Source organism: Virgibacillus sp. 6R (assembly GCF_001895305.1).
Classification (GTDB): Bacteria; Bacillota; Bacilli; order Bacillales; family Amphibacillaceae; genus Virgibacillus; species Virgibacillus pantothenticus.
Genome location: NZ_CP017762.1, coordinates 1,367,947 through 1,390,332 on the forward strand (window position 1 = coordinate 1,367,947; position 22,386 = coordinate 1,390,332).

General features: G+C 32.8%; 23 protein-coding genes, 2 pseudogenes and 1 riboswitch. Of the genes and pseudogenes, 5 read left to right on the forward strand and 20 right to left on the reverse strand.

Annotated elements, in window-relative coordinates; genetic code table 11:
* Window positions 1-162 precede the first annotated feature (162 nt).
* Window positions 163-262, reverse strand: a riboswitch (purine riboswitch).
* A gap of 192 nt (window positions 263-454) precedes the next feature.
* From BKP57_RS06175 to BKP57_RS23105, 6 genes are all read right to left on the reverse strand, one after another.
* The gene (locus tag BKP57_RS06175; protein ID WP_072741161.1) at window positions 455-1,210 is read right to left on the reverse strand and encodes a class I SAM-dependent methyltransferase; all 756 of its coding nucleotides are present in this window, start codon (window positions 1,208-1,210) and stop codon (window positions 455-457) included.
* Between the two features lie 421 nt (window positions 1,211-1,631).
* A complete protein-coding gene (locus BKP57_RS06180) occupies window positions 1,632-2,765 on the reverse strand; it encodes a flagellin N-terminal helical domain-containing protein (RefSeq protein WP_072741162.1) in 1,134 nt (377 codons plus the stop codon).
* A 757-nt stretch (window positions 2,766-3,522) separates the two neighbouring features.
* Entirely contained in the window at window positions 3,523-4,212 is a 690-nt protein-coding gene (locus tag BKP57_RS06185; protein WP_072741163.1) for an ATP-binding cassette domain-containing protein, read from the reverse strand.
* A gap of 28 nt (window positions 4,213-4,240) precedes the next feature.
* Complete coding sequence (locus BKP57_RS06190; RefSeq protein ID WP_050351722.1) at window positions 4,241-4,501, reverse strand: hypothetical protein; 261 nt, start codon at window positions 4,499-4,501, stop codon at window positions 4,241-4,243.
* 17 nt (window positions 4,502-4,518) lie between these two features.
* Window positions 4,519-4,782: a hypothetical protein gene (locus BKP57_RS06195; protein WP_050351723.1), complete on the reverse strand. Its 264-nt coding sequence runs from the start codon at window positions 4,780-4,782 to the stop codon at window positions 4,519-4,521.
* Complete coding sequence (locus BKP57_RS23105) at window positions 4,782-4,916, reverse strand: hypothetical protein (RefSeq protein ID WP_257786701.1); 135 nt, start codon at window positions 4,914-4,916, stop codon at window positions 4,782-4,784. The genes BKP57_RS06195 and BKP57_RS23105 overlap by 1 nt, the downstream gene beginning before the upstream one ends.
* Window positions 4,917-5,120: 204 nt before the next feature.
* Here BKP57_RS23105 and BKP57_RS23395 point away from each other — a divergent pair, with 204 nt between their 5' ends.
* Window positions 5,121-5,426, forward strand: coding sequence for a helix-turn-helix domain-containing protein (locus tag BKP57_RS23395; RefSeq protein ID WP_072741164.1), 306 nt, complete (start codon window positions 5,121-5,123; stop codon window positions 5,424-5,426).
* Here BKP57_RS23395 and BKP57_RS06205 read toward each other — a convergent pair.
* A pseudogene (locus BKP57_RS06205) lies at window positions 5,386-5,883 on the reverse strand (IS30 family transposase); the annotation flags it as partial. The gene BKP57_RS23395 and the pseudogene BKP57_RS06205 overlap by 41 nt on opposite strands.
* A gap of 240 nt (window positions 5,884-6,123) precedes the next feature.
* Window positions 6,124-6,345: a methylated-DNA--[protein]-cysteine S-methyltransferase gene (locus BKP57_RS22715; RefSeq protein ID WP_128743528.1), complete on the reverse strand. Its 222-nt coding sequence runs from the start codon at window positions 6,343-6,345 to the stop codon at window positions 6,124-6,126.
* A gap of 438 nt (window positions 6,346-6,783) precedes the next feature.
* On the opposite strand from BKP57_RS22715, the gene BKP57_RS06215 reads away from it, so the two are divergent.
* Complete coding sequence (locus BKP57_RS06215; protein ID WP_072741165.1) at window positions 6,784-7,677, forward strand: DNA-3-methyladenine glycosylase family protein; 894 nt, start codon at window positions 6,784-6,786, stop codon at window positions 7,675-7,677.
* 89 nt (window positions 7,678-7,766) lie between these two features.
* Here the strand turns inward: BKP57_RS06215 and BKP57_RS06220 are convergent, their stop codons facing one another.
* Genes BKP57_RS06220 through BKP57_RS06260 form a run of 9 tightly spaced genes read right to left on the reverse strand, consistent with a single transcriptional unit; the run spans window position 7,767 to window position 17,759 of the window.
* Window positions 7,767-8,750, reverse strand: coding sequence for an amino acid kinase family protein (locus BKP57_RS06220; protein ID WP_050351726.1), 984 nt, complete (start codon window positions 8,748-8,750; stop codon window positions 7,767-7,769).
* Window positions 8,747-10,351, reverse strand: a complete 1,605-nt coding sequence (locus BKP57_RS06225; protein ID WP_128743403.1) for a class I tRNA ligase family protein — start codon at window positions 10,349-10,351, stop codon at window positions 8,747-8,749. The genes BKP57_RS06220 and BKP57_RS06225 overlap by 4 nt, the downstream gene beginning before the upstream one ends.
* 13 nt (window positions 10,352-10,364) lie before the next feature.
* The gene (locus BKP57_RS21625; RefSeq protein ID WP_050351728.1) at window positions 10,365-11,180 is read right to left on the reverse strand and encodes a cupin domain-containing protein; all 816 of its coding nucleotides are present in this window, start codon (window positions 11,178-11,180) and stop codon (window positions 10,365-10,367) included.
* Entirely contained in the window at window positions 11,180-12,262 is a 1,083-nt protein-coding gene (locus BKP57_RS06235) for an ABC transporter substrate-binding protein (protein WP_050351729.1), read from the reverse strand. The genes BKP57_RS21625 and BKP57_RS06235 overlap by 1 nt, the downstream gene beginning before the upstream one ends.
* On the reverse strand, window positions 12,255-13,313 hold the full coding sequence (locus tag BKP57_RS06240) for an SIS domain-containing protein (protein WP_198035025.1): 1,059 nt from the start codon (window positions 13,311-13,313) through the stop codon (window positions 12,255-12,257). The genes BKP57_RS06235 and BKP57_RS06240 overlap by 8 nt, the downstream gene beginning before the upstream one ends.
* Window positions 13,314-13,366: 53 nt before the next feature.
* Complete coding sequence (locus tag BKP57_RS06245; protein WP_072741167.1) at window positions 13,367-14,527, reverse strand: NAD(P)/FAD-dependent oxidoreductase; 1,161 nt, start codon at window positions 14,525-14,527, stop codon at window positions 13,367-13,369.
* The gene (locus tag BKP57_RS06250; RefSeq protein WP_050351732.1) at window positions 14,517-15,803 is read right to left on the reverse strand and encodes an aspartate aminotransferase family protein; all 1,287 of its coding nucleotides are present in this window, start codon (window positions 15,801-15,803) and stop codon (window positions 14,517-14,519) included. Before BKP57_RS06250 ends, BKP57_RS06245 begins: the two co-directional genes overlap by 11 nt.
* Window positions 15,800-17,104: a SidA/IucD/PvdA family monooxygenase gene (locus BKP57_RS06255; RefSeq protein WP_050351733.1), complete on the reverse strand. Its 1,305-nt coding sequence runs from the start codon at window positions 17,102-17,104 to the stop codon at window positions 15,800-15,802. Before BKP57_RS06255 ends, BKP57_RS06250 begins: the two co-directional genes overlap by 4 nt.
* Window positions 17,097-17,759 carry a helix-turn-helix domain-containing protein gene (locus BKP57_RS06260; protein WP_050351734.1) on the reverse strand — a complete coding sequence of 221 codons (663 nt, stop codon included), beginning with the start codon at window positions 17,757-17,759 and terminating at the stop codon, window positions 17,097-17,099. The genes BKP57_RS06255 and BKP57_RS06260 overlap by 8 nt, the downstream gene beginning before the upstream one ends.
* A gap of 196 nt (window positions 17,760-17,955) precedes the next feature.
* On the opposite strand from BKP57_RS06260, the gene BKP57_RS06265 reads away from it, so the two are divergent.
* The gene (locus BKP57_RS06265; protein ID WP_050351735.1) at window positions 17,956-18,303 is read left to right on the forward strand and encodes a hypothetical protein; all 348 of its coding nucleotides are present in this window, start codon (window positions 17,956-17,958) and stop codon (window positions 18,301-18,303) included.
* 169 nt (window positions 18,304-18,472) lie between these two features.
* Window positions 18,473-18,673: pseudogene (locus tag BKP57_RS23400) on the forward strand (formyltetrahydrofolate deformylase); the annotation flags it as partial.
* A 26-nt stretch (window positions 18,674-18,699) separates the two neighbouring features.
* On the opposite strand, the gene BKP57_RS06275 reads toward BKP57_RS23400, so the two are convergent.
* From BKP57_RS06275 to BKP57_RS06285, 3 genes are read right to left on the reverse strand one after another with little or no spacing between them, the layout of a single operon-like run.
* The gene (locus BKP57_RS06275; RefSeq protein WP_050351736.1) at window positions 18,700-19,857 is read right to left on the reverse strand and encodes an MFS transporter; all 1,158 of its coding nucleotides are present in this window, start codon (window positions 19,855-19,857) and stop codon (window positions 18,700-18,702) included.
* Window positions 19,850-21,118, reverse strand: a complete 1,269-nt coding sequence (locus BKP57_RS06280; protein ID WP_072741168.1) for an ATP-grasp domain-containing protein — start codon at window positions 21,116-21,118, stop codon at window positions 19,850-19,852. Before BKP57_RS06280 ends, BKP57_RS06275 begins: the two co-directional genes overlap by 8 nt.
* Before the next feature lie 27 nt (window positions 21,119-21,145).
* Window positions 21,146-21,712: a bifunctional transcriptional activator/DNA repair enzyme AdaA gene (locus tag BKP57_RS06285; RefSeq protein ID WP_050351738.1), complete on the reverse strand. Its 567-nt coding sequence runs from the start codon at window positions 21,710-21,712 to the stop codon at window positions 21,146-21,148.
* A 453-nt stretch (window positions 21,713-22,165) separates the two neighbouring features.
* Here BKP57_RS06285 and BKP57_RS23280 point away from each other — a divergent pair, with 453 nt between their 5' ends.
* Complete coding sequence (locus BKP57_RS23280; protein ID WP_050351739.1) at window positions 22,166-22,360, forward strand: hypothetical protein; 195 nt, start codon at window positions 22,166-22,168, stop codon at window positions 22,358-22,360.
* The last annotated feature ends 26 nt before the right edge of the window (window positions 22,361-22,386 follow it).

The window sequence follows — 22,386 nt, forward strand, 5'->3', positions numbered from 1 at the left end:
TAGTTGGATACAGTTTTCACAAGGTTTCTTTTGTGCTATGAGCTACTTTTTGGTGAATTTTAGCGAAAAAAGACGCAAGAACGAAAAAAGCTCTCAGGTCTGCACCCAAGAGCTTGTTGATTCATAAGGATATCCCAAAAAAAACCAGTCATTTGATCATCCTGCAATCAGTATCTCTTGCGTAGTCAGACTATTTACGGCAGTCTGGTAGAAACTTTGAGCCCTATCCCCAAATTATACGCGTCTATTTAATTAACACAGGATAATCATACGATTTTCCAACATAAATGTCAACTAAACACGAACATTATTAAATTAATTTAGTTTTTTGTTCGAAAATAACTTTAAAAATTACAGAACAACCCATTTTTTATTCACAAAAGCATATGCTTTTTTCCTCCTGCAAAGGTTTGGATCTCTAATTGTGTTTATAATTACTAACTATCTAACTCTTTTACGGTCGAATCGCTTCAAACGTAATAATATCATCTGCTTTAGTAGGATATTGATTATACTTATAATCGGAAGAAACAATGATGTTCTTAAAACCGATTTTTTCTAAAGTTAAACGAAATTCTTCAACTCCATACCATTTTAGCGGAAATATCTCGAGCTCTGAATCTATGAGTTTATCTTCGCTCCATTTTTCATATTTATTATGAAAAATAGAGAACTGATGAATTGGTTCCACTTTTACTAACGTTTCTTCCAACGTAATCATGTCACCTTCTGGATTATGCATGGTTCGTTTTGATACATATCCTTCTTTAAACGTATCTGGTAGAAAAATGTCTACAATCAATTTTCCACCAGTCTCTAGGTGATCAAAAAAGCATTGGAGTGCAGCTACGGACTCTTCCCGCTTATGCAAGAGTAAAAAGGAACCAGTTGGCACAATAATAGCTGCGTATTTTTGAGTCAACGAGAAATTTGCCATGTTATATTTATATATATTCGGTTTAAAACCTGCTTGGTCACTATTTTTCTTACATAAATCTAGCATATCATCTGAAAGATCAAATCCATCTACATCCAATCCTTGTTCTAATAATGGAATCAAGATGCGCCCATTCCCAACAGCCGGTTCTAAAATTTTCCCTTTTACGTTTTTTAACCGATCGTAGTAATACTCCACATCACCGTAAGATTTACCGATATACTTATCAAGATCATAAACCTCTGCAGACAGCTTTCCATAAAAACTAGCCATTTCTTTACTCCTTTCCATACCTAAGATTATGTTAAAATTTTTGCTTGAGCTATTCTAAGATGGGTAGCAGGTTTTTTAGATGGGGACGCTAAGAGATGTAGTTTTAAACTACGCATCGAAGAAAAGAGGGTGAAAGCTACTAAAAATGCTGTATTTAATTACTATTTCAATAAAACTTACGGTGTAAGCATTATTTGATTATATCTTATTAGCTTTTATTTTCTTCTCCATTATAATGACAAGCGGGTTAAATGTACATCAAAATCAGATAATGTTAAAAAGCCTGTATTACTTCACTAAGTTTTACCTTGGAACATAAATTTATTTATAAAGTAACGTTTGTTTTGCTTGCTCTAAATAGATAAAAGCCCGCTCATAACGAGCAGGCTTCGATCTTATATAATTATTCTCCATTTACTTATTAACGAAGTAATTGAAGTACACCTTGTGGCTGTTGGTTAGCTTGCGCAAGCATGGATTGAGCTGCTTGAGTAAGGATGTTGTTTTTCGTAAATGCCATCATTTCTTTAGCCATATCTACGTCACGGATACGAGATTCAGCAGCAGTTAGGTTTTCTGCAGAAGTACCTAGGTTGTTAATCGTGTGTTGTAAACGGTTTTGTACCGCACCGATTTTAGAACGCTCTGCAGATACGTTGTCGATAGCTGTTTGAATTGTCGAAATGGCTTTATCTGCACTTTCTTGAGAGGAAATGTTGATACCGACTGTTACTTCTCCGCTCAAATTATCTTCTTCTGCTTCGATTACTAGTTTATCACCATCGTAGTAACCGCCAGCTTTACCTTTAATTGTTCCAGTTTCTCCATCAGTTAATTTTGTATCTGCTTCAAGGACTAGATTTCCACCTTCGTAATAACCAGCAGGTGTACCAGGTAGTGAACCATCTCCAGCAGGATCAGGATCTGCAGCCTGCCAAGTTGCAGTTTTACCACCATAGGTAATTTCATCGCCATTAGTACCAACTGTATAATCGACGTCTTGTGTAGCATCCTGATACGTTAAATCGTCAACATTATAAGTTTCAGCTACTTTCAACTCAGTACCACTCATATTACTAATGGAAACTTTTAAGTTTTGGCCTTCATTTGCTCCAACATGGAATGTTGCATCTTTTAACGTTCCATCAAGTAATTTTTTCGTGTTAAATTCTGTGTCCTCAGAAATATCATTTAATGCATTCGCTAATTGATCTACTTCTTTTTGTAGCTCAGCACGGTCTTGATCCGTATTTGTATCGTTAGAAGATTGGTTTGCCAATTCACGCATACGTTGAAGGATTGCGTGAGTTTCATTCATCGCACCTTCAGCTGTTTGGATTAAAGAAATACCGTCTTGGGCGTTCTTTTGTGCCATTTCCAACCCGCGAATTTGACCACGCATTTTTTCAGAGATTGCTAAACCTGCTGCGTCATCTCCTGCTTTGTTGATCTTTAGTCCTGAAGAAAGCTTCTCCAGTGAGCTTTGCACAGCGTTGTTGTTGTTAGAAAGTTGACGATGTGTGTTTAACGCTGCAATGTTGTGATTAATAATCATACCTTTTCTACCTCCATGTGTTTGTTTTACTAGCAAGACCCATCCTTGTGAAATGCTAGTTTGATTTATAATAATCTCCTGATAATAGGAGTTATTATCGAGATGAATTTATTCGGGCATCATTTTAAAATCTTCTGGAATTGTACTTAGTCCTTTTCTTCCAGAGATTTTTTTGTACTTCCATGTTGCCTTGAATCCTTGCTCATCCATAAGGATAATTTTTGTCCAACGCTTCTTCTAAAGTTAGATAAACTATTTTTTTGGTGATGCATTATTTATATCGGTAGCTATTTTCTATTGTTTATAGTTAAATGTACGATTTTTTATAGAAATTTAAATTTCTACCTAAGATATCTCGTTAATGAAGGTAAAACACATTAACACTGTGTTGTTAAGGAAAAAACAGGCATGATTTGTTATCATCTTCGCTATCTTTCGGTGCATAAAACCACCTCCATCCTGAAAGAAAAAAATCCATAACGGGTTCCTACGGAGAAATCGTCCATTATACATTGCTACCAGACTTTCATTAATCTGAAGGTACAGTTAGGAGACTATGCTTCCGAAATGGATGTAAACTGTAAGCAATCGTCACCAAGAGATAGAACATGTTAGGGAGGAAGGTTTAGTCACGAAACACATTCATCTCACAGCTTAAAACGCCATCTGACGGAGGATGACGTTTTGGTGGTCTTAAATATATTTATCACTACTTAGCTTCATTTGCTTAAGGAATTTGTTTCAAATTAGAGCTTAGTCAAATTCCTGTTTTCCGCAATTCCTTTTTTATAGTATCAAGTACTCTCAGGTCTCCAAAATAGGTAACTTTTCCTTCGTTTAAATAAAGTAATGTATCTTCACTAGATTGCTGAAGCTCATCAATCAAATGAGTACTAATGATTACAATACTATGATAAGCTAGTCGCTGGAGTATAGATTGAAAATAGCTCCGCTCCTTCATATCTAATCCCTCAAACGGCTCGTCCAATATACAAATTCGCGGAAGATTTATTAGCGCTTGGATTAAACCAACTTTTTGCCGTTGCCCCCCTGATAGATGCTTTATCTTCCTCCGCTTTAATTGAGTTAATTCGCTCTCCTTCAACCAGTGTGCCACCGTTTTTTTTACAAATTCTCGAGGCACTCCCTTATGATAGGCGATATATTTTACATACCTTCCCACCGTCATATCAAGATGACCTGTAAAATGTTGTGGAAGAAAACCAATGATTTTCCTAATTTCTTCAATATCTAAATTCTTTCTATACGTCCCAATCTGCTTGTCTCGAACTAAGAACGAATAGTTGATTTCCCCATATTCTGGTTGCAGTGCAGTAGCGAGCAGCTTTAAAAGTGTCGTTTTCCCCGCCCCATTATTTCCAACTACATACGTTATTCCTTTTGAAAATGAGCACGAAATACCATTTAAAATCTTCGTATTATCCATGTATATGCTACATTGCTTACCGTTATCCTCATTTCGTATTCACCGAAAAACGTCTTTTCAATAACACACTGCTTAATAAAAGGATAGAAACTCCAAAAATCATCATATGGATGACTAGAAAGTAATCATCGCCTGGAGTTTGAAACAAAAGCTTTTTCTTCATGAACACTTGACTGAACCATATAAACAATGTTAAAGCTAAACCTAATTTTTGTCCTAACCATAATATTGTCACAAAACCGATTACACCAAAAAAGAAAACAGGTATAACGGAGCTAACTAAATACAATGTCGTACTTTCTTTTCCTATAACAATAAAACTAACGGCAGGGTCAGAGCGACTTGAAAACCCATTACAATGATAAAACGGGTGAATATTTGTTGAATAATTGGGTAATAGCTTAACATTTCAATAATCTCATTTCCTTCGTTTTTAGGGCGAAACGAATAGCCAATAACTGCAATAACAAGAAGTGATATCCACTTCATCCAACTTAAAAAGCCAGCTCCAGCAGCACCATAATTTTCACTAATGGTAAAAGTGATAACAATCATGAGTAATCCTGTCATTAGCCCCAACTAACCGTACCATAAAAATTCCATTGTGATAAAAACATATTGACTATTTTGGATCTAGTCGAAAGATTATCTTGCGTCGTTTCTAGCTCTTTACGCAAATCAACTGGACTTTGCTCCTGTTCCATACTTTTGATTTTTTCGATTAAATCGAGTGTCTTTTCCCTTGACGGCTCAGGGCGGTAAGTCGATCAAAATGGGGCTTCCACTCGCTTTCCAATTTTGTTAATTCTTGATTTCCACTGATTTTCCTCAACCCCTTTCCGTTTGATATGCTCCCCTTAAGGTAGGCAGATTAAAAAATAAAAATCTGTTATCACAGGGAGTTTTTTATGTCCGGTAAATACAAATTTTACTCTAGCCAGTTTAAGTATGAAGTGTTAAAGGCATATAAGAATGAAGATTATACCATAAAAGAATTATGTTCAAAATGCAGAATTGCGGATGTAACTCTGTATGATTGGGCTGAGAAATATGAGAAATACGGTCTCAATGGATTGGAGAACTCAAGGACATGGAAATCATATTCTAAAGCTTTAATACAAGCAGCTGTAAAAGATTATATATCAGGGGAGTATTCTCAACTTGATGTCATTTGCTATCAAGCTCCCAATGACCAAAGGTTTCTCGCTTTCTAATTTCTTTTGGCCGTTTGGTAATAGATGTTCTAACATTAAAGCGTCCCCTTGTTTCTTGGGGTTTCTGCCGCTTTCCTTTATGACGTAGAACACTCAAGTTTTTGTTTAACCATCCTTGATATATCCAACGATAAATGGTTTTGAAGCTAATCGCCCCCTGAAATAAGCGTCCGACAATTTGTTCTGGTGACCAGGTAAGCTTCAATTTTTCATTCATGATGTTCGCTAGTTCTGGAGACCATTTACCAATACGTCCACAATTTAGTCTACGCTTGTTATAGTTCTCATGGGCATCTTCAGATGGATAAGAACCTTCCTGTATATTACGTTTTAATTCCCTTGAGATGGTGGATGGTGATCGATTACGTTTTTTAGCAATTGTACGTATAGACATTCCTTGATCATTTCATGTTTCTATACGTGCTCTTTCAAATGTGGTAAGATGTTTGTAGCTCATAACAGTACCCCCGTGTACGTGTTGGTGTGGTTACTTACATCTTACACGAAACTGTTGTGGGCTGTTTTGTTCTAGCCACATTTTTAGGTGTTGCACTTAATATTACAATGCGTTATACACAAATAGATATAAGTCCATTTTTAAATTTGTTATTATTGAAACAAAACAAACACCTCTATCCAATAAGAAAAGTCTATTTTAAATCAAAAATGGTCATTATATAGTAGAGCTTCCTGTAACCTATTGTTGTGTTAAATCTCTTTCGAATTGAATTAATTTGAGTTTGAAATCTATTCCTCCTCTATAACCAGTATTTTTACCATTTTTATTCACAACTCGCTGATAAGGAATAATAATTAATAGTGGATTTTTTGCAATTGCTGAAGCTACTGCTCTATATGACTTTGGCTTACCTAATCTTTCAGCTATTTCTGAATAACTAATAGTATCTCCGAATGGAATTTATTTTAATGTTTCCCAAAATTCAATTTGAAATTTGGTCCCTTTGAGGTCATGTTTAATGAAAAAATTCCCTTTTTCCTGTAAAATACTCTGTTAATTGTAAGTTATAGGTACTAAATTTAGCTTCATCATGAAATATATTTGTCAGATTAGAGTATTTTAACCAATCCTTAATGATTGTATGTCTCGTTAGGCGAACCTAGATAAACTAAACCTTTATCTGAACACGCCATAATACCCTTTTGATTATTTAAACTCCAGTAGGTCCAATATATTTGGGACATAAACTATTTTCCTTTCATTTTTAATTTAGAATTCAGTTTATTTCATCCGTTTTAATTTTACAAGTAAATAAGAATATGAAAGCAAGATAACAACATTATGCTATGTGTATTTGTGCTAACTTTATAATTATTATGTTCCAAAGGAGTTTTCATAATGTTAATAAAAAAGAGCATATCTTACCCCAAGGATTTTTCTTTTAATATGAATCTGAACTATTTAAAAAGTACAGAAGATGGATTATTTCATACTGATCATAAAAGTGTAAAACGATTTATTGTCATAGATGAAAATCCATTTTTTTTAAAGGTTTATGAATATTCTAATGAACTAGTTATTGATATTGAGGATTTTAATCAAAAGTTCAACGAAATAACGGAAAATAAGATTATATTGTATGTTAGAGACTGGCTTGATTTAGATACAAATCTAACAACTTTCTACGACATTGCTAAGAATGACGAGTACCTTCAGCTCCCATTATCAAAATTTTATGGTTTGAGAAATATAGGAATACCTGACATTTTCGAGGCCTTTGTATGGGCTATTTTAGGTCAGCAGATAAATTTAACTTTTGCCTCTACGTTAAAAGATAGATTTATTAAAAAATATGGCAAAAAAATTAACTATGATAATGAGGATTATTGGTTATTTCCTACCGCAAGCATAATAGCTTCTGAAAGCATTGATGAATTATTTAAATTAGGAATGTCAAGAAGAAAATGTGAATACATTAAAGAAATTGCACGTGCTATTGATAACCAAAAAGTATCAAAAGAGAAATTATTGCAACTATCTAATATTGATGAAGCTGTTAATACTCTAACTGAAATAAAAGGAATTGGTCCATGGACCGCAAACTATGTCTTATTAAGGTGTGTAAGATATCTTGATGCCTTTCCTATAAACGATGTGGGTCTACATAATGCTATAAAATTAGTTGGAGGTTTAGATAAAAAACCATCAATTAATGAAATTAAAAAAATTGCCTCATCTTGGAAAGGGTATGAATCGTATGCGACCTTTTTCTTGTGGAGGTTAATATACTGATAAAACTATATTGGAATTGTTTTATAACACATTAATTAATAAACAACTCCGTACCAATAGGCATGAGTTGTCTATTAATTTTTTATAAATCATTCAATAAAATTTTCATGAAACACTTTTACCCAATTGTTGACATTATGTTTTGGTAATATTAACTCGATTTTATCATGCAAAAAAGAAAATGATTGAATATTCAGGTCGTCGTATAAAATATAACTATGAATATCTTGATTCTTATTTAATCTATCGCCTATAATCGTTATTTTTCCTTTTTTGTCATCCATTGAATTTGTTGTAAGGCAAATGATACTACCTCGCGTTTGATTATAATTTGTATTTTCAGTAATAGTAGTTTCTTGTGTACTATATAAAGATTTAATCTTAATCTCTATATTATTTTCTTTAGCCCATCTAATTGCTTCTGGATGAATTACTTTACCACCACTAGTAGCAATCTTTAAGGCTTGGTCATAATTTAGGTGTTTTAATGTTTTTGCAGAATTTGTTATTTTAGGATCTGTAGTCATGATTCCAGGTACATCAGTATAAATATCCAACTGGCAAGCATCGAAAGTTTGGGATATGGCTGCTGCAGTTACATCGCTTCCTCCCCTACTAAGTAGGGTTGTTTCACCATAGCTATTTTGCCCTTGGAATCCAGCTACTATTGGAATTATACCCTCATTAATTAGGTTATCTATATTTTTTTTATCTATAGATATTATCCTTGCATTTAAATAATCATTAGATGTTTTCATTCCAGCTCTTGCCCCTGTCAAAGCAGATGCCTTTATACCTAAGGAATTTAAGTGTGAACTCAATACAATACTCGAAATAATTTCACCGCAAGAAGTAATTTGCGCTGCTTCTCTTGGAGATAATACATTATATTTAATGTGTCTTAATAGTGTATCAGTTGCATAAGGATCCCCCAATCTCCCTATTGCAGATACAACTATAATTAAATTAAACCCATTATCTCTTTCCTTACTAATAGTCTTAACAATATTTTTGCGGTCTGAAATTGTTCGCAAAGAATTCCCACCAAATTTGAGAACTTTTATCTTTTTCATGATTTTCTCCTAGATATGACGGAGAAAAAAAATTGCTTTTCATTTCCAACTTCGGTAAATGTATCGATATTATATAGGTTTTCCCATTTTAAGTCGGAATCTTTTGCCCCTAAGTTTCTATATAATTTTCTCGAGAAATTCGGCATTATGGGGAAAGAGAAGATAGCTAGAGAACTTAGTATATAACTAAAGTTAGCTACATGTCGTTTATACATATGAACATCTTTATCTTTCAAAGGTATAACTATCCTATCCAAATAGTCTTTTATAGAATCCATATAATCTTCTAATTCATGAGCGGCTTTTCGTAAACTAAATTGTTGTAAATCATAATATCTTTCTAAATTATTTTTTGTTCTCTGTATCAGGCTGGTAGCTTGGTAGTGTATCGAATCAGTTTTTGGTATCGTTCCCTTAAAATCTTGATTAACTATATCAACATATCTATTTATTGCTTCTTCCCATTTATTAGTCATTTTCTTGTTAGCTTTAAAAAAATTGTCTAAAGAGAAATTAGTTTGCATATGTTCAGGATTGGTTAAAGACAAATAAAATCTTAGGTTATCTGATGGAATATTCTGTAAGATTTTACTACCCCAAAGAGCATGTCCTTTGCTAGTAGAAAATTTTTTTTCATCAAGCAAATAAAAATAATTAGTAATAATATGCTCAGGTAATAACTCATCTCTATCTATAGCAAATGCACTAGCGATATGCAATACAGAATTAAAGAAACTGTTATCAAAGCCGAGAAATTGTATTAAGGTACTGTTAGTTGTATAATTATCGGAATATATATTATCTGATTCAATACTTTCTAAAATCCCTGGATACATTTCAAACCACACATTTATTACTTGTCCCTTGAACTCTTCAATAGGAACTGGAATTCCCCAACTTGAAGGATAGGTTACTGGATAGTCTGGAATATCTTTTGAAACGATATAATTACAGTATTCCGTCAATTGAGCTCTCCAAGTAGTTCTAGATGAATAAAATTTTTTTAACTTATCTTTATACTCATTGATCGGAAAAAAAAGTCCAGTATATTGAGTTGTTTTAGGCGTTGTTCCACAAATAGTACAAGTTGGGTGTTCTAATTCAATTGGATCATTTATTTGGCCACAAGCTTCACATAAGTTACCAGATGATTCATTTTTACAATAGGGACACAATCCTTTAACAAATGACTCATACAAATATAAATTACAATCCTCACAGTATAAAATATCCTTAGTTTTCTTTTTTAATTTCCCACTATTATATAGTTCTAAAAAGAATGTTAAAACATAATTTGTATGTTTGTTATTACCTAGTGGTGTTTTATATAAATCCACTTCAATATTAGCTGCCCTTAATGTAGACATTATAGTAGTGTTATTGTTTTCAACCATTGCAACTGGATCTATCTTTTTATTATTAGCAGTCGTAGATACATAACTTTGGTTATCGTCGCCATAAGTTATATAAGAAACGTCGTTACCTTGTAGTTTTTTGAAACGTGAATAAACATCTGCTCCCAGATAAGGTCCTGCTAAATGACCGATATGAAGGTCACCATTAGGTGTAGGTGGTGTTGCTGTAACAAACATTTTACTCATTTTTTTACCCTCCTTATTGTTTCCAATTTTTATTTTCCAATTGATACTGTTCAACTCCAACAGCTCCCCACCAAACTGCCAAAAATTTTAGTTCCTTATTCCCTGTATTATGAAGTGAATGGACAGAGAAAGGCTCGAAGTAAATAACATCTTCTGGGTATACTTTTTGTGTTTCTCCATCAACATTTATAACACCTTCTCCTTCAAGGATGATAAAAGTTTCTTCCTCATCGTGATTGTGGGGTTGTGTTGTTTCTCCAGGTTGTACTATTATAAATCCCGAACCAAATGGTGATTTACGGCTCTTATCCCAAGGATATATTCTTCTTAGTAACGAACCATACTCATGCTTGTAACTATCAGGATTATACCGTTGGATATTCACCCCTTGCTTCTTTGTTCTTTTAAGCGCCCTCTCCAAATAACGATCTACAATTTCTTTTGGATAGTGCTGATTTAAAGCAGATTTAACACTTTCGTAGTAAGTCAAAGAAGGCTCTCTTAATTCTTCAACAATTGTAGGTTCCATAATATAAGCTTTTACTTTTTTATCTGAAATAAGTATCTCTTTTTCCTTTAATTCATAACCATAGTCATTATCCGTAAGGAGATTAACTTGATTTTCATTGATTTCAAATGCAATTCCTAATACTTCTCCACCGTCCTTATGAATTACAGTTGATGTTCCTCCATTGAAGTCCGGGTGGAACCCTGAAAATGTATAGATATGATCTTTTAAAACTGCTTTAGAATATTTTTTCCAATTACCTAAATCTTTCTTTGCAGTATCTAAATTACAAGTTAATCCGAATGAAAATAAAACTGGCATTATAAATCACTCCTATTCACATTTAAGAATCCTTTGTTTTTTATTCTGTAAATATCCCACTCAAAATCTAAAACATCTCCATTTGGTGAAAAAGAAATTTCCTTGTTCCCTATTAAAACACCACTTTTTAACCTGTTTACTAGCTTTTTATAACCCTCTTTTTTCAATATTTCGATATTTTTTAGTAGAATCTTTGCTGCAAGATAACTTGTAACCGAATAAGCGGCAGGATTCATACAGGCTAATTCGCTATACTTTTTAGAGAATTCCTCATAATTAACGCTATAGAGTTCTTTCTTTGTCGAAACCGTATAAAGTTGTTTGCTATCATTTATAAGAATTGGGAAGTCAGCAACAAAAATATCATCACCAAATATAACCGCACCCCTAAAATTAGATTTTTTTATTTGCTCCGTTAATAATACTGCTCCTTCATAAGTGCCTGCAAATAATATGGTATCTTCATTGTCAATATCTGCTATCACATTTTCACTAATTATTAAGGATTTTTTAACATGAAGACCTTTTTCTTTTATTGATCTCTTAAGTAACATTGATAACTGTTCACCATAATTATTTTGCTGATAAACGATTTGTAATTGATTATTACAGACCAATTTTTTCGCAAACTTGACCATTTCAGAAGCCATATTCTCATCTCTACCACAGACTCTAAGGATATTATCGTACCCTTGTTCAGTTAACAGAGGGTGTGTAGTGCCGGGAGCAAGAAAGGGAATGCCTATATCTGAATATATACTAGCTGCTACAAGTGATTGATTTGCGCTCAAATGGCCAATTATAGCTTCAGCCCCTCTATTTACTAACAGGTTTGCTGCCCTTCTTGTAGAACCCTGTTCGAATGAGCTCTCTTCCCATAATAATTCAATGTTATAAGCTCTCTCTTCTTCGTTTAAATATTCTTGAACTGCAAGCCCTACCCCTGAATACAATTCTCTTGTATGCCCACCTAAATTAGCGCTAATACCGATTCTAAAAACTTCTTTATCGGCATTTTGAGATTTTATCCTATCAATTACCCCATGAGGGTTAACAGTTTTTGCTACAAGTTTTTTATTCATAGGCTTCACGCGCTTCTTTATAGGCTAACTGATCTCTACGGATGTAATCTGGGTTTAGTTTTTTGTTTATTGAGATATAATAGCTAATCAGTTGCATTGGTAAAGTGTACAGTAATGGAACTAAGAGTTCATGGCAATCTGGCATATGAAACACATAATTAGAATTAGTCACACTGCTTTTTTCGGTTGTAAAAAGTACTGATGTACTACCAATAATCCTACTTGCCTTAAATAGATCAGATATTCTACTGTCTATATTAATATTGCTAGCGGTTACTAATATTGTAGTATCTTTATTACACATTACTAATGGTCCATGGAATATTTGTTCTATATCCATACTAATTGTAGGAGTATAGTGAACTTCCCCAAACTTCAATGCTGCTTCATGAGCTACACCGATGGTGCTTTCATTGCCACAAATAACATAAAATTTACTTTTTAGACTTTCTGCGATTTTTTTAATTTCTTTTCTACGGTTAATAATATTCTCGAAAAGAGAAGGTAACTGAATAGCTATAGAATTAATTCTATCGTCTATAGCAACACCCCCCATCCTCCTTGATAATATTCCCATAATTAGTAACATGAGGAAAACACTTAGTGTATAGGTGATTGTATGTGCAAGAGACTTATCTTTTTGGTACCCATACGTAAAGACAAAATCGGATATATTTGCACATCTACTATCAGTATTACCAGTAACCAATATGGTTTTGCAGTTGTTCTGATTCGCCATTTCTATACAATCAAACGTAGCTTTTGTGTCACCGGAATGAGAGAAAGCAATTACTACATCCTTATTGTTTAGGGAAATGTCTGGAGACATTAATTCTCGAGCTGGTATTGCTCTAAACTTATTTTCTTTTTTAAAAATAATTTGACTGATACTAAAACTGGACAAAGCTGCGTTATAAGAAGTTCCACATCCAACAAGAAAAATTCTATTACTATCTTTTAAGACACTAAAAATTTTATCGTGATTTTGAAATTTAAAGGATAGAAAGAGTTTCTTTAAATATTCTGGTTGTAACACAATTTCATCATACATATAATACGGATGACTAGTTCTCAACTCCATAACAACTCTCCTTTCTTGATAAATTACATATATTTATACATGTTACTTGTTTGAAAATAGGTGTTATTATAATCCTTAAATCGTTCCAGTCCGTAATACTTAAGTTCATTAGTTTTTTTATTTCCAGTTATTTCTTCAGCTATAAATTCACCAACTGCAGGAGCAATTTTGTAGCCTCCTCCACTAAAACCTATTGATAGATACAACCCTTCTATTTCCGATTGTCCAATAATAGGATATTGATCAGGGGTATAGCTATCAAATCCAATACGTCCACCTAAAAGTTTTGCTTTACTTAGAACTGGAAACCTTTTAGAAGCCCTAAATAGAGCTTCTTCAGCCTCGTTATAATGGATTTTTTTGCTTAAATGGTCAATATTCGTATTACAATCAGAAGACTTTATTCCTATTAGAATTCTTCCGTCGGGAAGTGGTCTCATGTACGTATCAGAAGTATCATCGATATAAGAATGAGAAAGAACATTATAATTGTGTGTATGTGCAAATACAACACCTAATCGTTTGGTATATAAGGGTATGTTAAATTCTAGTTGTTTCGTAAGCTTTTTGCTCCAAAAATTTGAAGCGATTATTACTTGTTTAGAATAGATGTTTGCAAAATTCGTCTTCACACCAACTACTTTATCTTTCTTAATTAATAACTTTTCGGCTTCTGTTCCTTCCATTAAATTAAGCCCTTGCTTTAATGCCTCATTTAAGAAAGTTATACTCGATTTTGCTGGGTCACCATATCCTCCAAGTGGTTCGTAAGATATAGCGCCTATATTCTCCACGTTAATAAATTTTTCCCTTAAACTATAATCTTGTGGAGAATAAATTATTGTTGGTAGCTTTAATTTGTTCATATACTGTACATTGTTGTTTAGATTTTTAACGTATTCGGGACTAACAATTAATGAAAAACCGATTGGATTATAACCAAAATCCATTTTTCTGTTTTTCATAAGCTCCCTATATATTTGTAAACTTCTAAAAGACAAATATTGATTTGCTTTATTCGTATGATGTACTCTTATTAACCCTCCAGAAATACTAGTTGCACCATCACCTGGCGGTTTCCCTTTTTCGCATAATAAGACATTAATACTTTTAGTTTTAGTAAGATAAAAAGCAATACTTGCTCCTACTATTCCTCCCCCAACAACTATTACATCATAGTTCATTTTTTCTACCTAAACTATTCTTCAAAGCCGAACCGAAAATAGTTAAAGCTCTATCAATGTCGCTTTTCTTTACTGTCAGTGGGGGTATCCATCTAATCACTTGATTGTATGGCCCACACGTCAATAATATTAATCCTTGTGATAGATTTTCTTTTCTGACTTCTTCAGCTATTAAAGTCCCAGGACTGCCATTTTCATTAACAAATTCACAACCAACCATTAGACCTTTTCCGCGTACATCAACGATTTCGGTATATTCATTTTTAAATTTTTCTAATCCAGACAATAGATAACTACCCATCTGCTTAGAATTATTTATAAGATCTTCTTCTTCTAATACTTTGATAGTTTCAATAGCTGCAGCCATAGATAGAGGATTAGGTCCATATGTGCCACCATGCGAACCAGGAATCCATTTATCCATAAGCTTTTTATTTGCAACTATCCCACTTAGAGGTAATCCAGAAGCTATTCCTTTTGCAACAACAAGTATGTCTGGTACAACATCAAAATGTTTAAATGCAAAATATTCCCCAGTTCTTCCAAATCCAGTTTGTATTTCATCAAAAATTAAGAGTATATCATGCTTATTACATAGTTCTCTTACCCCCTTAATAAATTCTTTGGAAGGCGATACATACCCTCCTTCTCCTAATACTGGTTCAATTATCATAGCTGCTGTTTCACTTGGTGAAGATTGAGAGTTTAGCAAATGTTCCAGTTCATCTAAACATTGTTTTGTCCTCTTTTCTGTATCCTCTCCTTGATATTGTTTGAAATAAGGATGAGGGCTAACGAATACACCCGGCATAAGAGGTTGATAACCCGATCGATATACTGATTTGGCAGTGGTTAATGATAGAGCTCCGATAGAACGACCATGATAACCTCCCTGAAAACAAATAATATTAGGCTTTCCAGTCGCATGACGTACTAATTTGATAGCACTTTCTACTGCCTCACTTCCACTATTAGAAAAAAAGAAGCAATTCAATTCTTCTGGTAAAATCTTTTGAAGAGAGTACGATAGTTGATCCACCATTGAGTTATATAGGATTGTTGTTTGTCCATGTAATAACTTTTCGGATTGTTCTTTGATTGCATTAACTATTCTAGGGTGACAATGACCAGTATTAGTAACCCCGATTCCTGATGTAAAATCAATAAATTTCCTACCTAAACGGTCATATAAATGGACATCTTTCCCATAGTCTATATCGACGTTAGTAAACAGTGGCCATACTTGCGAGACTTTATCCGAGTACTGTACTTTCAAAATAAATCACCTTCTTTTATCAAATTGTTTTTATCTATTGAATCAAGTATTCTTTGTGCTTTTGTAGCCATCATAGTAAAAGAAGCCGCATCTCCAATTCCATGAGTCCTTTCTGTTAACCCATTAAGGTAAATATTTGCTCTAACATTAGATTTAGTATTTACTTTATAATCCTTGGAAACTTGAATACTATTATCTTTGTTATAATTAAGGTGCTCTTTCATTGGTTGAAGAATTTCAGGATACTCCTCCTCAAAAAAACCAGTGCACAGAATAATGTAATCTGTATTAATGTAACTTTCTTCCTTGTTATATATGTCTTTGATATTTAATAAGTAATTACCTTTATGTCCCGATAAATCGATTATTTCTTTACAACGATGTAATTCTATCTGTTCTTCACCTCTAATCTTATCCTCATACATTTTCCAATATAAGGACTCGCTGACATCATCGTCGACTGCTGAATAGTTTGTATGCTTGATTTGCTCGAAGAGTTTATCTCGATCCTTTTGTGTTAAGGAGTAAAAATAATTTGTAAAGTCAGGGAAAAAAACTTCATTTGTGAAATGACCTAGTTCATATAGTCGAAAACCTGTATGTCTAATAACCGAATTAATTTTTGAGTTTGGGAACTTATTTGCTAGATAAAGAATTATTTCTACAGAATTCTGCCCAGAACCAATTACTGTAAAGGTAGGGTTATTATCACTACTAATATTCTGTATTGAACTTTTAAACTTACTTGCATGGAAAACCTTGTCACCTTGTTTATTTTTAAACAAGCTAGGTATATAGGGTTTTCTACCGGAATTCAAGATAAGACTTTTAGTATGATAAATATTTTTCTTATTGTTTAAATTATTTATGGTGTGCACCTTAAGGCCTTCTACATAATTCTCTACAACTATTGGTTCAACAAGCTTAACTTCTTCGTTAAATTGAGCTTTATTATCGATTTTCATAGACACCCATTGAACATAATCAGACCATTCAGTACGACTTGGGTGACCTAACAAACCAAAAGTGAACAATCTTTCTTTTTCAAATAGATAATTTGAAAATGTATATTGACTCCTTGGATTTCGAGGTGTTGCAAAATCCCTTAAAAAGTGATGCTGAATATCTGTACCAGGTAATAACATCTCAGGCATCCATGCAGAGTCACTGTTTTTTTCTAAAAAGACTCTTTTGTAAACTTCCTCCCCACTACTTTCCTCTGAATCTCTAATTGCAGTTTCTAAGGCAATTCCAGCTGGGCCAAATCCTACACCAACAAGATCATAATAATTTCTATACATTATTTTCCTCCTTATTTATTGAATAATAACGCTTTCTAAATTTTGAAGGGGTTACTCCAACCCTCTTTTTAAATATTTGGGAAAAGTAAGACACATTAGTATAACCAATTGCCATACATACATCTGTAACTAAATGTCCATTTGTAAGCATTTGTTTAGCTTTTGATATTCTAAGCTGTATTATATAGTCATTAAATCCAATTCCCATGGATCCTTTAAAGAACCTAGAAAAATATGAAGTATTTAAGTATACATAGTTTGATACACTCTTTAAGTTGAGGTCAGAATTTTGTAGATTATTGTCAATGTAAAGTAATGCTTCAATTATTTTCTCATTACTTATGTGGGTTAATTCATTGAAGTCTATTTGTGTATTGATAATGTTGATAATTAACTCAAAGACATCTGCTTTAGGTACTTGACTTATTCTAATAATTGAAATATGGGCTCTATCAAATCCTTTCTGATTAATATTTTCCCCTTTCGATAGATTGTCGGATTCTAATATAATTAGCATGTTATATTTTTCTAGATCTTTTCTTTCAAGTAATTTTAAATCACTCATTAAAACGACCTTTAGCTTTCTTAATAGAAATTTTTCTCTCTCATCAAATATATCCTTTGTATCATAAAGCAAGGTGTATTTTTCATTCAAATTTCATCCCCCTTTAAAAACATACACCAAAAGATATGTTGCAATAACTACCCATGTCTTAATAGTAAGGAAGTCAGAATTGTAATGCTTTGGTTTTTTTTGGCATTTTTGTTGTTTATTCTACATATTCTGAAAAACACGCAGAATTTTCTGTGGTTTCAAATTAATATGGTTAAATAAATGAGGGGGATGGATTATGAATGTTAACAATTATAGATTAAAATTATATGGTCGTTTTAAATACTCAATGCTCATAAAATTAGTCAATATAATCAAGCAACCTTTTATTACTATAGTCTCTTTAAATGAACACCAAATAAAAACAGAGAATCTAATATTTTTAAGAATAGAACTACAAATTAGTTCTGGTATAGAAGAACTTAACTCACTCTTATCAGCTATAAAAGGACAAGTATCCTATAGAAAGTTACTAAAAAAATATGGCGGTTTTTGTATCCAAACACGATCACTGTTTAAAAGGAGTTATCGAAATGGAGTAAAGGGGAACTTAAAGGGGAACTATTATGTAACATTCCGATTGTAATTAGTGATTATGGAATATGTAGAATCATATGGGATACCTTTTATCAATTAAAATTAACAGCTAATAATAAACAAAACGATCACATTGCATTTAAACTTTTAAAAGAAAAAAACATAGATTTTGTAGTCTTAGCAAGGGTACATGCAAATATTATCGCCTTGGATCAACAGCGCATTATGCCACTGAAAAATTAGATGACGGACCTATATTAACACAAAAATCGATTCATATACCTGAAGGATTAACACTGAATGAGTACCAAAAACATGGAAAAAGTATTGAATCAGAGACTCTGCTAGACGCAATAAAATACCACATCGATGACCGGGTTTTTGTATATGAAAATAAAACCATTATAATAAAACAATAAAAAAATGACCTAATGTGGTCATTTTTTTATTTCGCTAAGTTTGATTCCTGATATTGATTCTGCTCTTTTCTTTTCTGCTCAAACATTAAGCCTAATGTCAGAAACATACACATAATTATTGATAGAATAAAAGGTGCCGTCCAAGTATGTCTTATAGAAATCATGACAGATGCTAATACAATCCCTAATACCGGTAATGATAGAGCGTTAGCCCTCGATACTAATTTTGCTACATCTTGAGGGGTATAATTTCTTGCCAATACATACCTTATCATGATTCTTAATCCACCGAAACCGAATCCTAGTAATAAAATACCAATGGCGTTACCAACTATTGAATATCCACTGAACCACCATGTAGTAAATCCAGCTAAAATAGATGTAAATGATAGTACCGTTCTTATTCGTAGGTCATTCACTTTTAGTGTGGAGAAAACAATACCGATTAGTGCCATACCAATACTAATACATGCATCTAATATTCCAACATTTAACATATTACCGTTATTAATTGTCACATATACTGGTAACATAAAGTTAATGCTTCCCAGGGTTGGCCATACCAGAACTAATGAAAAAAATAAATATAAGTTTATTTTTTTAGTATCACCCTCAATATTAGTAACCTTATTCCCATTGTTTGGTACCTTTTGAAAATATGACATAACTGAGACTGAGAAGAATGTTAAAGCCATCAAGTAAAAAAATAATTCATAAGATAAATTATCAATTATAAATGGCGCAGCTAATGGCCCAGACATCAAGGCGACTTGATTAACGGTCATGGATATCGAACTATATTTAGAAACGGCTTTTTCTGAATAATTTTTTGACAAATCAACAAACCATGTCTCCCAAGTTGTTTCCATCATAAAAAAGAAAATCCATATTAGGAAATTGATAATAATTAGTAGAGTATTTGATGTGTAAAAACTACTCAATAAAATACAACTAATTACTACACCAATTAATGATACTGATGTTAGAAACGGCCCTTGATATCTATTAAACAATTGTCTAAATAATACCGGAACAAATATTGCTGGAATAAATGAAAAAAGAACAGCTATAGCTAATGATATAAAGTTGCTATTGTCCCCGATAGCTAAATTCCAGTTAATTGCTAAGATTATTGCGCCGCAAAAGAATCTATATATACCGGATAACAAAATATATTTAATCATGATATTTTACAACTTCCTTGACCGTAAATATTTCTGATGATAAATATTCTGATATAAGTAAAGGTTTAGTTGGTTTGTAGTCAAAAGTTTGATCCCAAAATAATTCGATAACACCTTCTCTATCTTTCCAGCATTTGGCTTCTTCTGAATAATTACCAATTTGTGCATGGATCCATAACGACTCTACTTCTTCAGGAAGGTTAATTGGTTGCTTAATATTACTAATAACTCCTGGTTCTGCTTTTAAGAAAGCTATTGCTGCTGTTCCATTTGGTTCTAGAGATGTTGAAAAAAATTCAAAAGGGTTAATATTCAAATAAGACGCAGCATGTAATTTGTAAGGATTAATATCAAACACTCTTTCTATTAAGTCCATTATTCCATCCCCAGCTGGTCTAGCCCCTACTTCAATAATCCATGGTTTATTATTTTGTATTTTTACTTCTACGTGCGCTAACCCCATTGTAATTCCTAATGAACCGCAAGCTTTACAAGCAATTTCTTTTAAATTTTCATCCTCTGTCCTATGGCTTGGTACTAAGTGTCCTATTTCGGCAAATCTGGGCTCGGGTGTTAGATATTTTTCAGTGACAGCTAATACTTTATATTCCCCGTCATAACAAACAACTTCTATTGAAATCTCTTCTTCACTTTTAATGTACTTCTCAAATATAAAACTACTACCATCTATCCCAAAGTCATTTGCGTATTTACTTACTACTTTCTTCGACTTCTTTAAACACTCAATTGCTTCTGAGATATTGTTAGCAAGATATACACCACCACTACCCCCAAAATCAAAAGGCTTAATTATTGCTGGATAACCTACCTCTTCAGATGCTAGGAGTAACTCTTTTTCGTTATTTATTAATCTGAACGGGGCTGTCGGAAGACCGTTTTCTAAAAATGCATTTTTCATTATATCTTTATTTCTAGATAATTCTATTACTTTTTCAGGCATGCTAGTAAGACCTAATTTCTTGTTTAGCTTATGTGCTACTTTAAGCGTCCAATCGTTTAAAGGTATTATTGCTTTAGGTGACCATCCTTTTAATTTTTGTCTTTCAATCGCTTCTAATAAACTTATTTCATCTTGTGGATCAGCTTCCAAGTTATATTCAAAATATCTATTTTTTTTGTATTTTGCTTCTACTGAAGCGGTCCAAATTGGATATTGAGTTAATTCCCTTATGCCTGCTAAAGCTCTTTCTCTTAAATATTGATCAGCACCTAAAAGTAAAACATAATTTTTATATACCATTGATTATTCGCTCCTTTTTCTGTGATATTAGGTTTTGAATTTTTTCCGGTAATTATTTGGAGTTAAATTGTAATGTTTCTTAAAAACTGTACTGAAATAAGAGTTATTTGGAAACCCTACGGAAGAAGATATAAATTGTATTGATTGATCAGTTTCTTGTAATTTTTTTGCAGCATTATTTACCCTAATTCGTTGGAGATAATTCAAAGGGCTTTCCCCTTTTATTTTATTAAAAGTTCTTTGTAGATGAAAAGGACTTGAATGGAAAGTATCCGCCAATATATTTAAAGAAATATTTTCATGATAATTTCTTTCTATCCATTCACATATCAATTCAATCCATTGTTCATTCGGTAATAAAATATTATCTGGTTTGCACCTTTTACATGGCCTGAATCCAATTTGTAAAGCAGCTTGTGCATTTTCGAATATAAATACATTGTCTTTATTAGGGACCCTAGATTTACATGAAGGTCTACAGAAAATCTTGGTTGTTTTAACCCCGTAGTAAAATTGATTATCGAAGCTACTATCGTTATTTGAAATTGCAGTCCAATATTCGGGAGGGATATTTTGGATTGGGTAGTTATCCATAGCTTTTTCTACACCTCCTTAGTCATATTATAAGATAATTCTAAAACTATTTTATATTTTTTTGATGAGAAAGCAAGATTTCAAAAGAATTTTTGTCCTTAGTATAGTGCAATTCACCACTTCTAACACATTCAACTGTTATTAATATTTAATTTTTTTTCCGATACAAAACATAAAGCAGACTATTTTTATACATATCAAAATCAGCAAAAAATGAGAAAAAGAATTATTAGGAGTAGAAAATGTCCTCTCTATTGACCTAAATATACAGCATGCTCCCGCACCAATCTTTATAGAAAAAATATAAATCTTGGACAGTATAACAGCGTTCTTTAAAAGGAATAGGGGAAATAATAGACTTTATACTGTTATTTATTGCCATTGATAAATTACATTTTCTTGCATATAACAAGAACAAATGTTCCAAAGCCGAAAAATATGAGGTGAATCAAAGTGGATTATTCGAATTATCCACGTAATGATGTACTTTGTATCGATCAACGTTCTTTTTATGCCAGCATCGAGGCGGTAAAATTGGGCAAAGACCCTATGAAAGTAATGCTTGCTGTTGTTGGTGACATGAGTAACCCGGGGAGTATTGTACTAGCTGCGTTTCCTGCTCTTAAAAAAACGGTATGGCATCAGTAACGTAAGTCGTTATTACGAACTGCCAA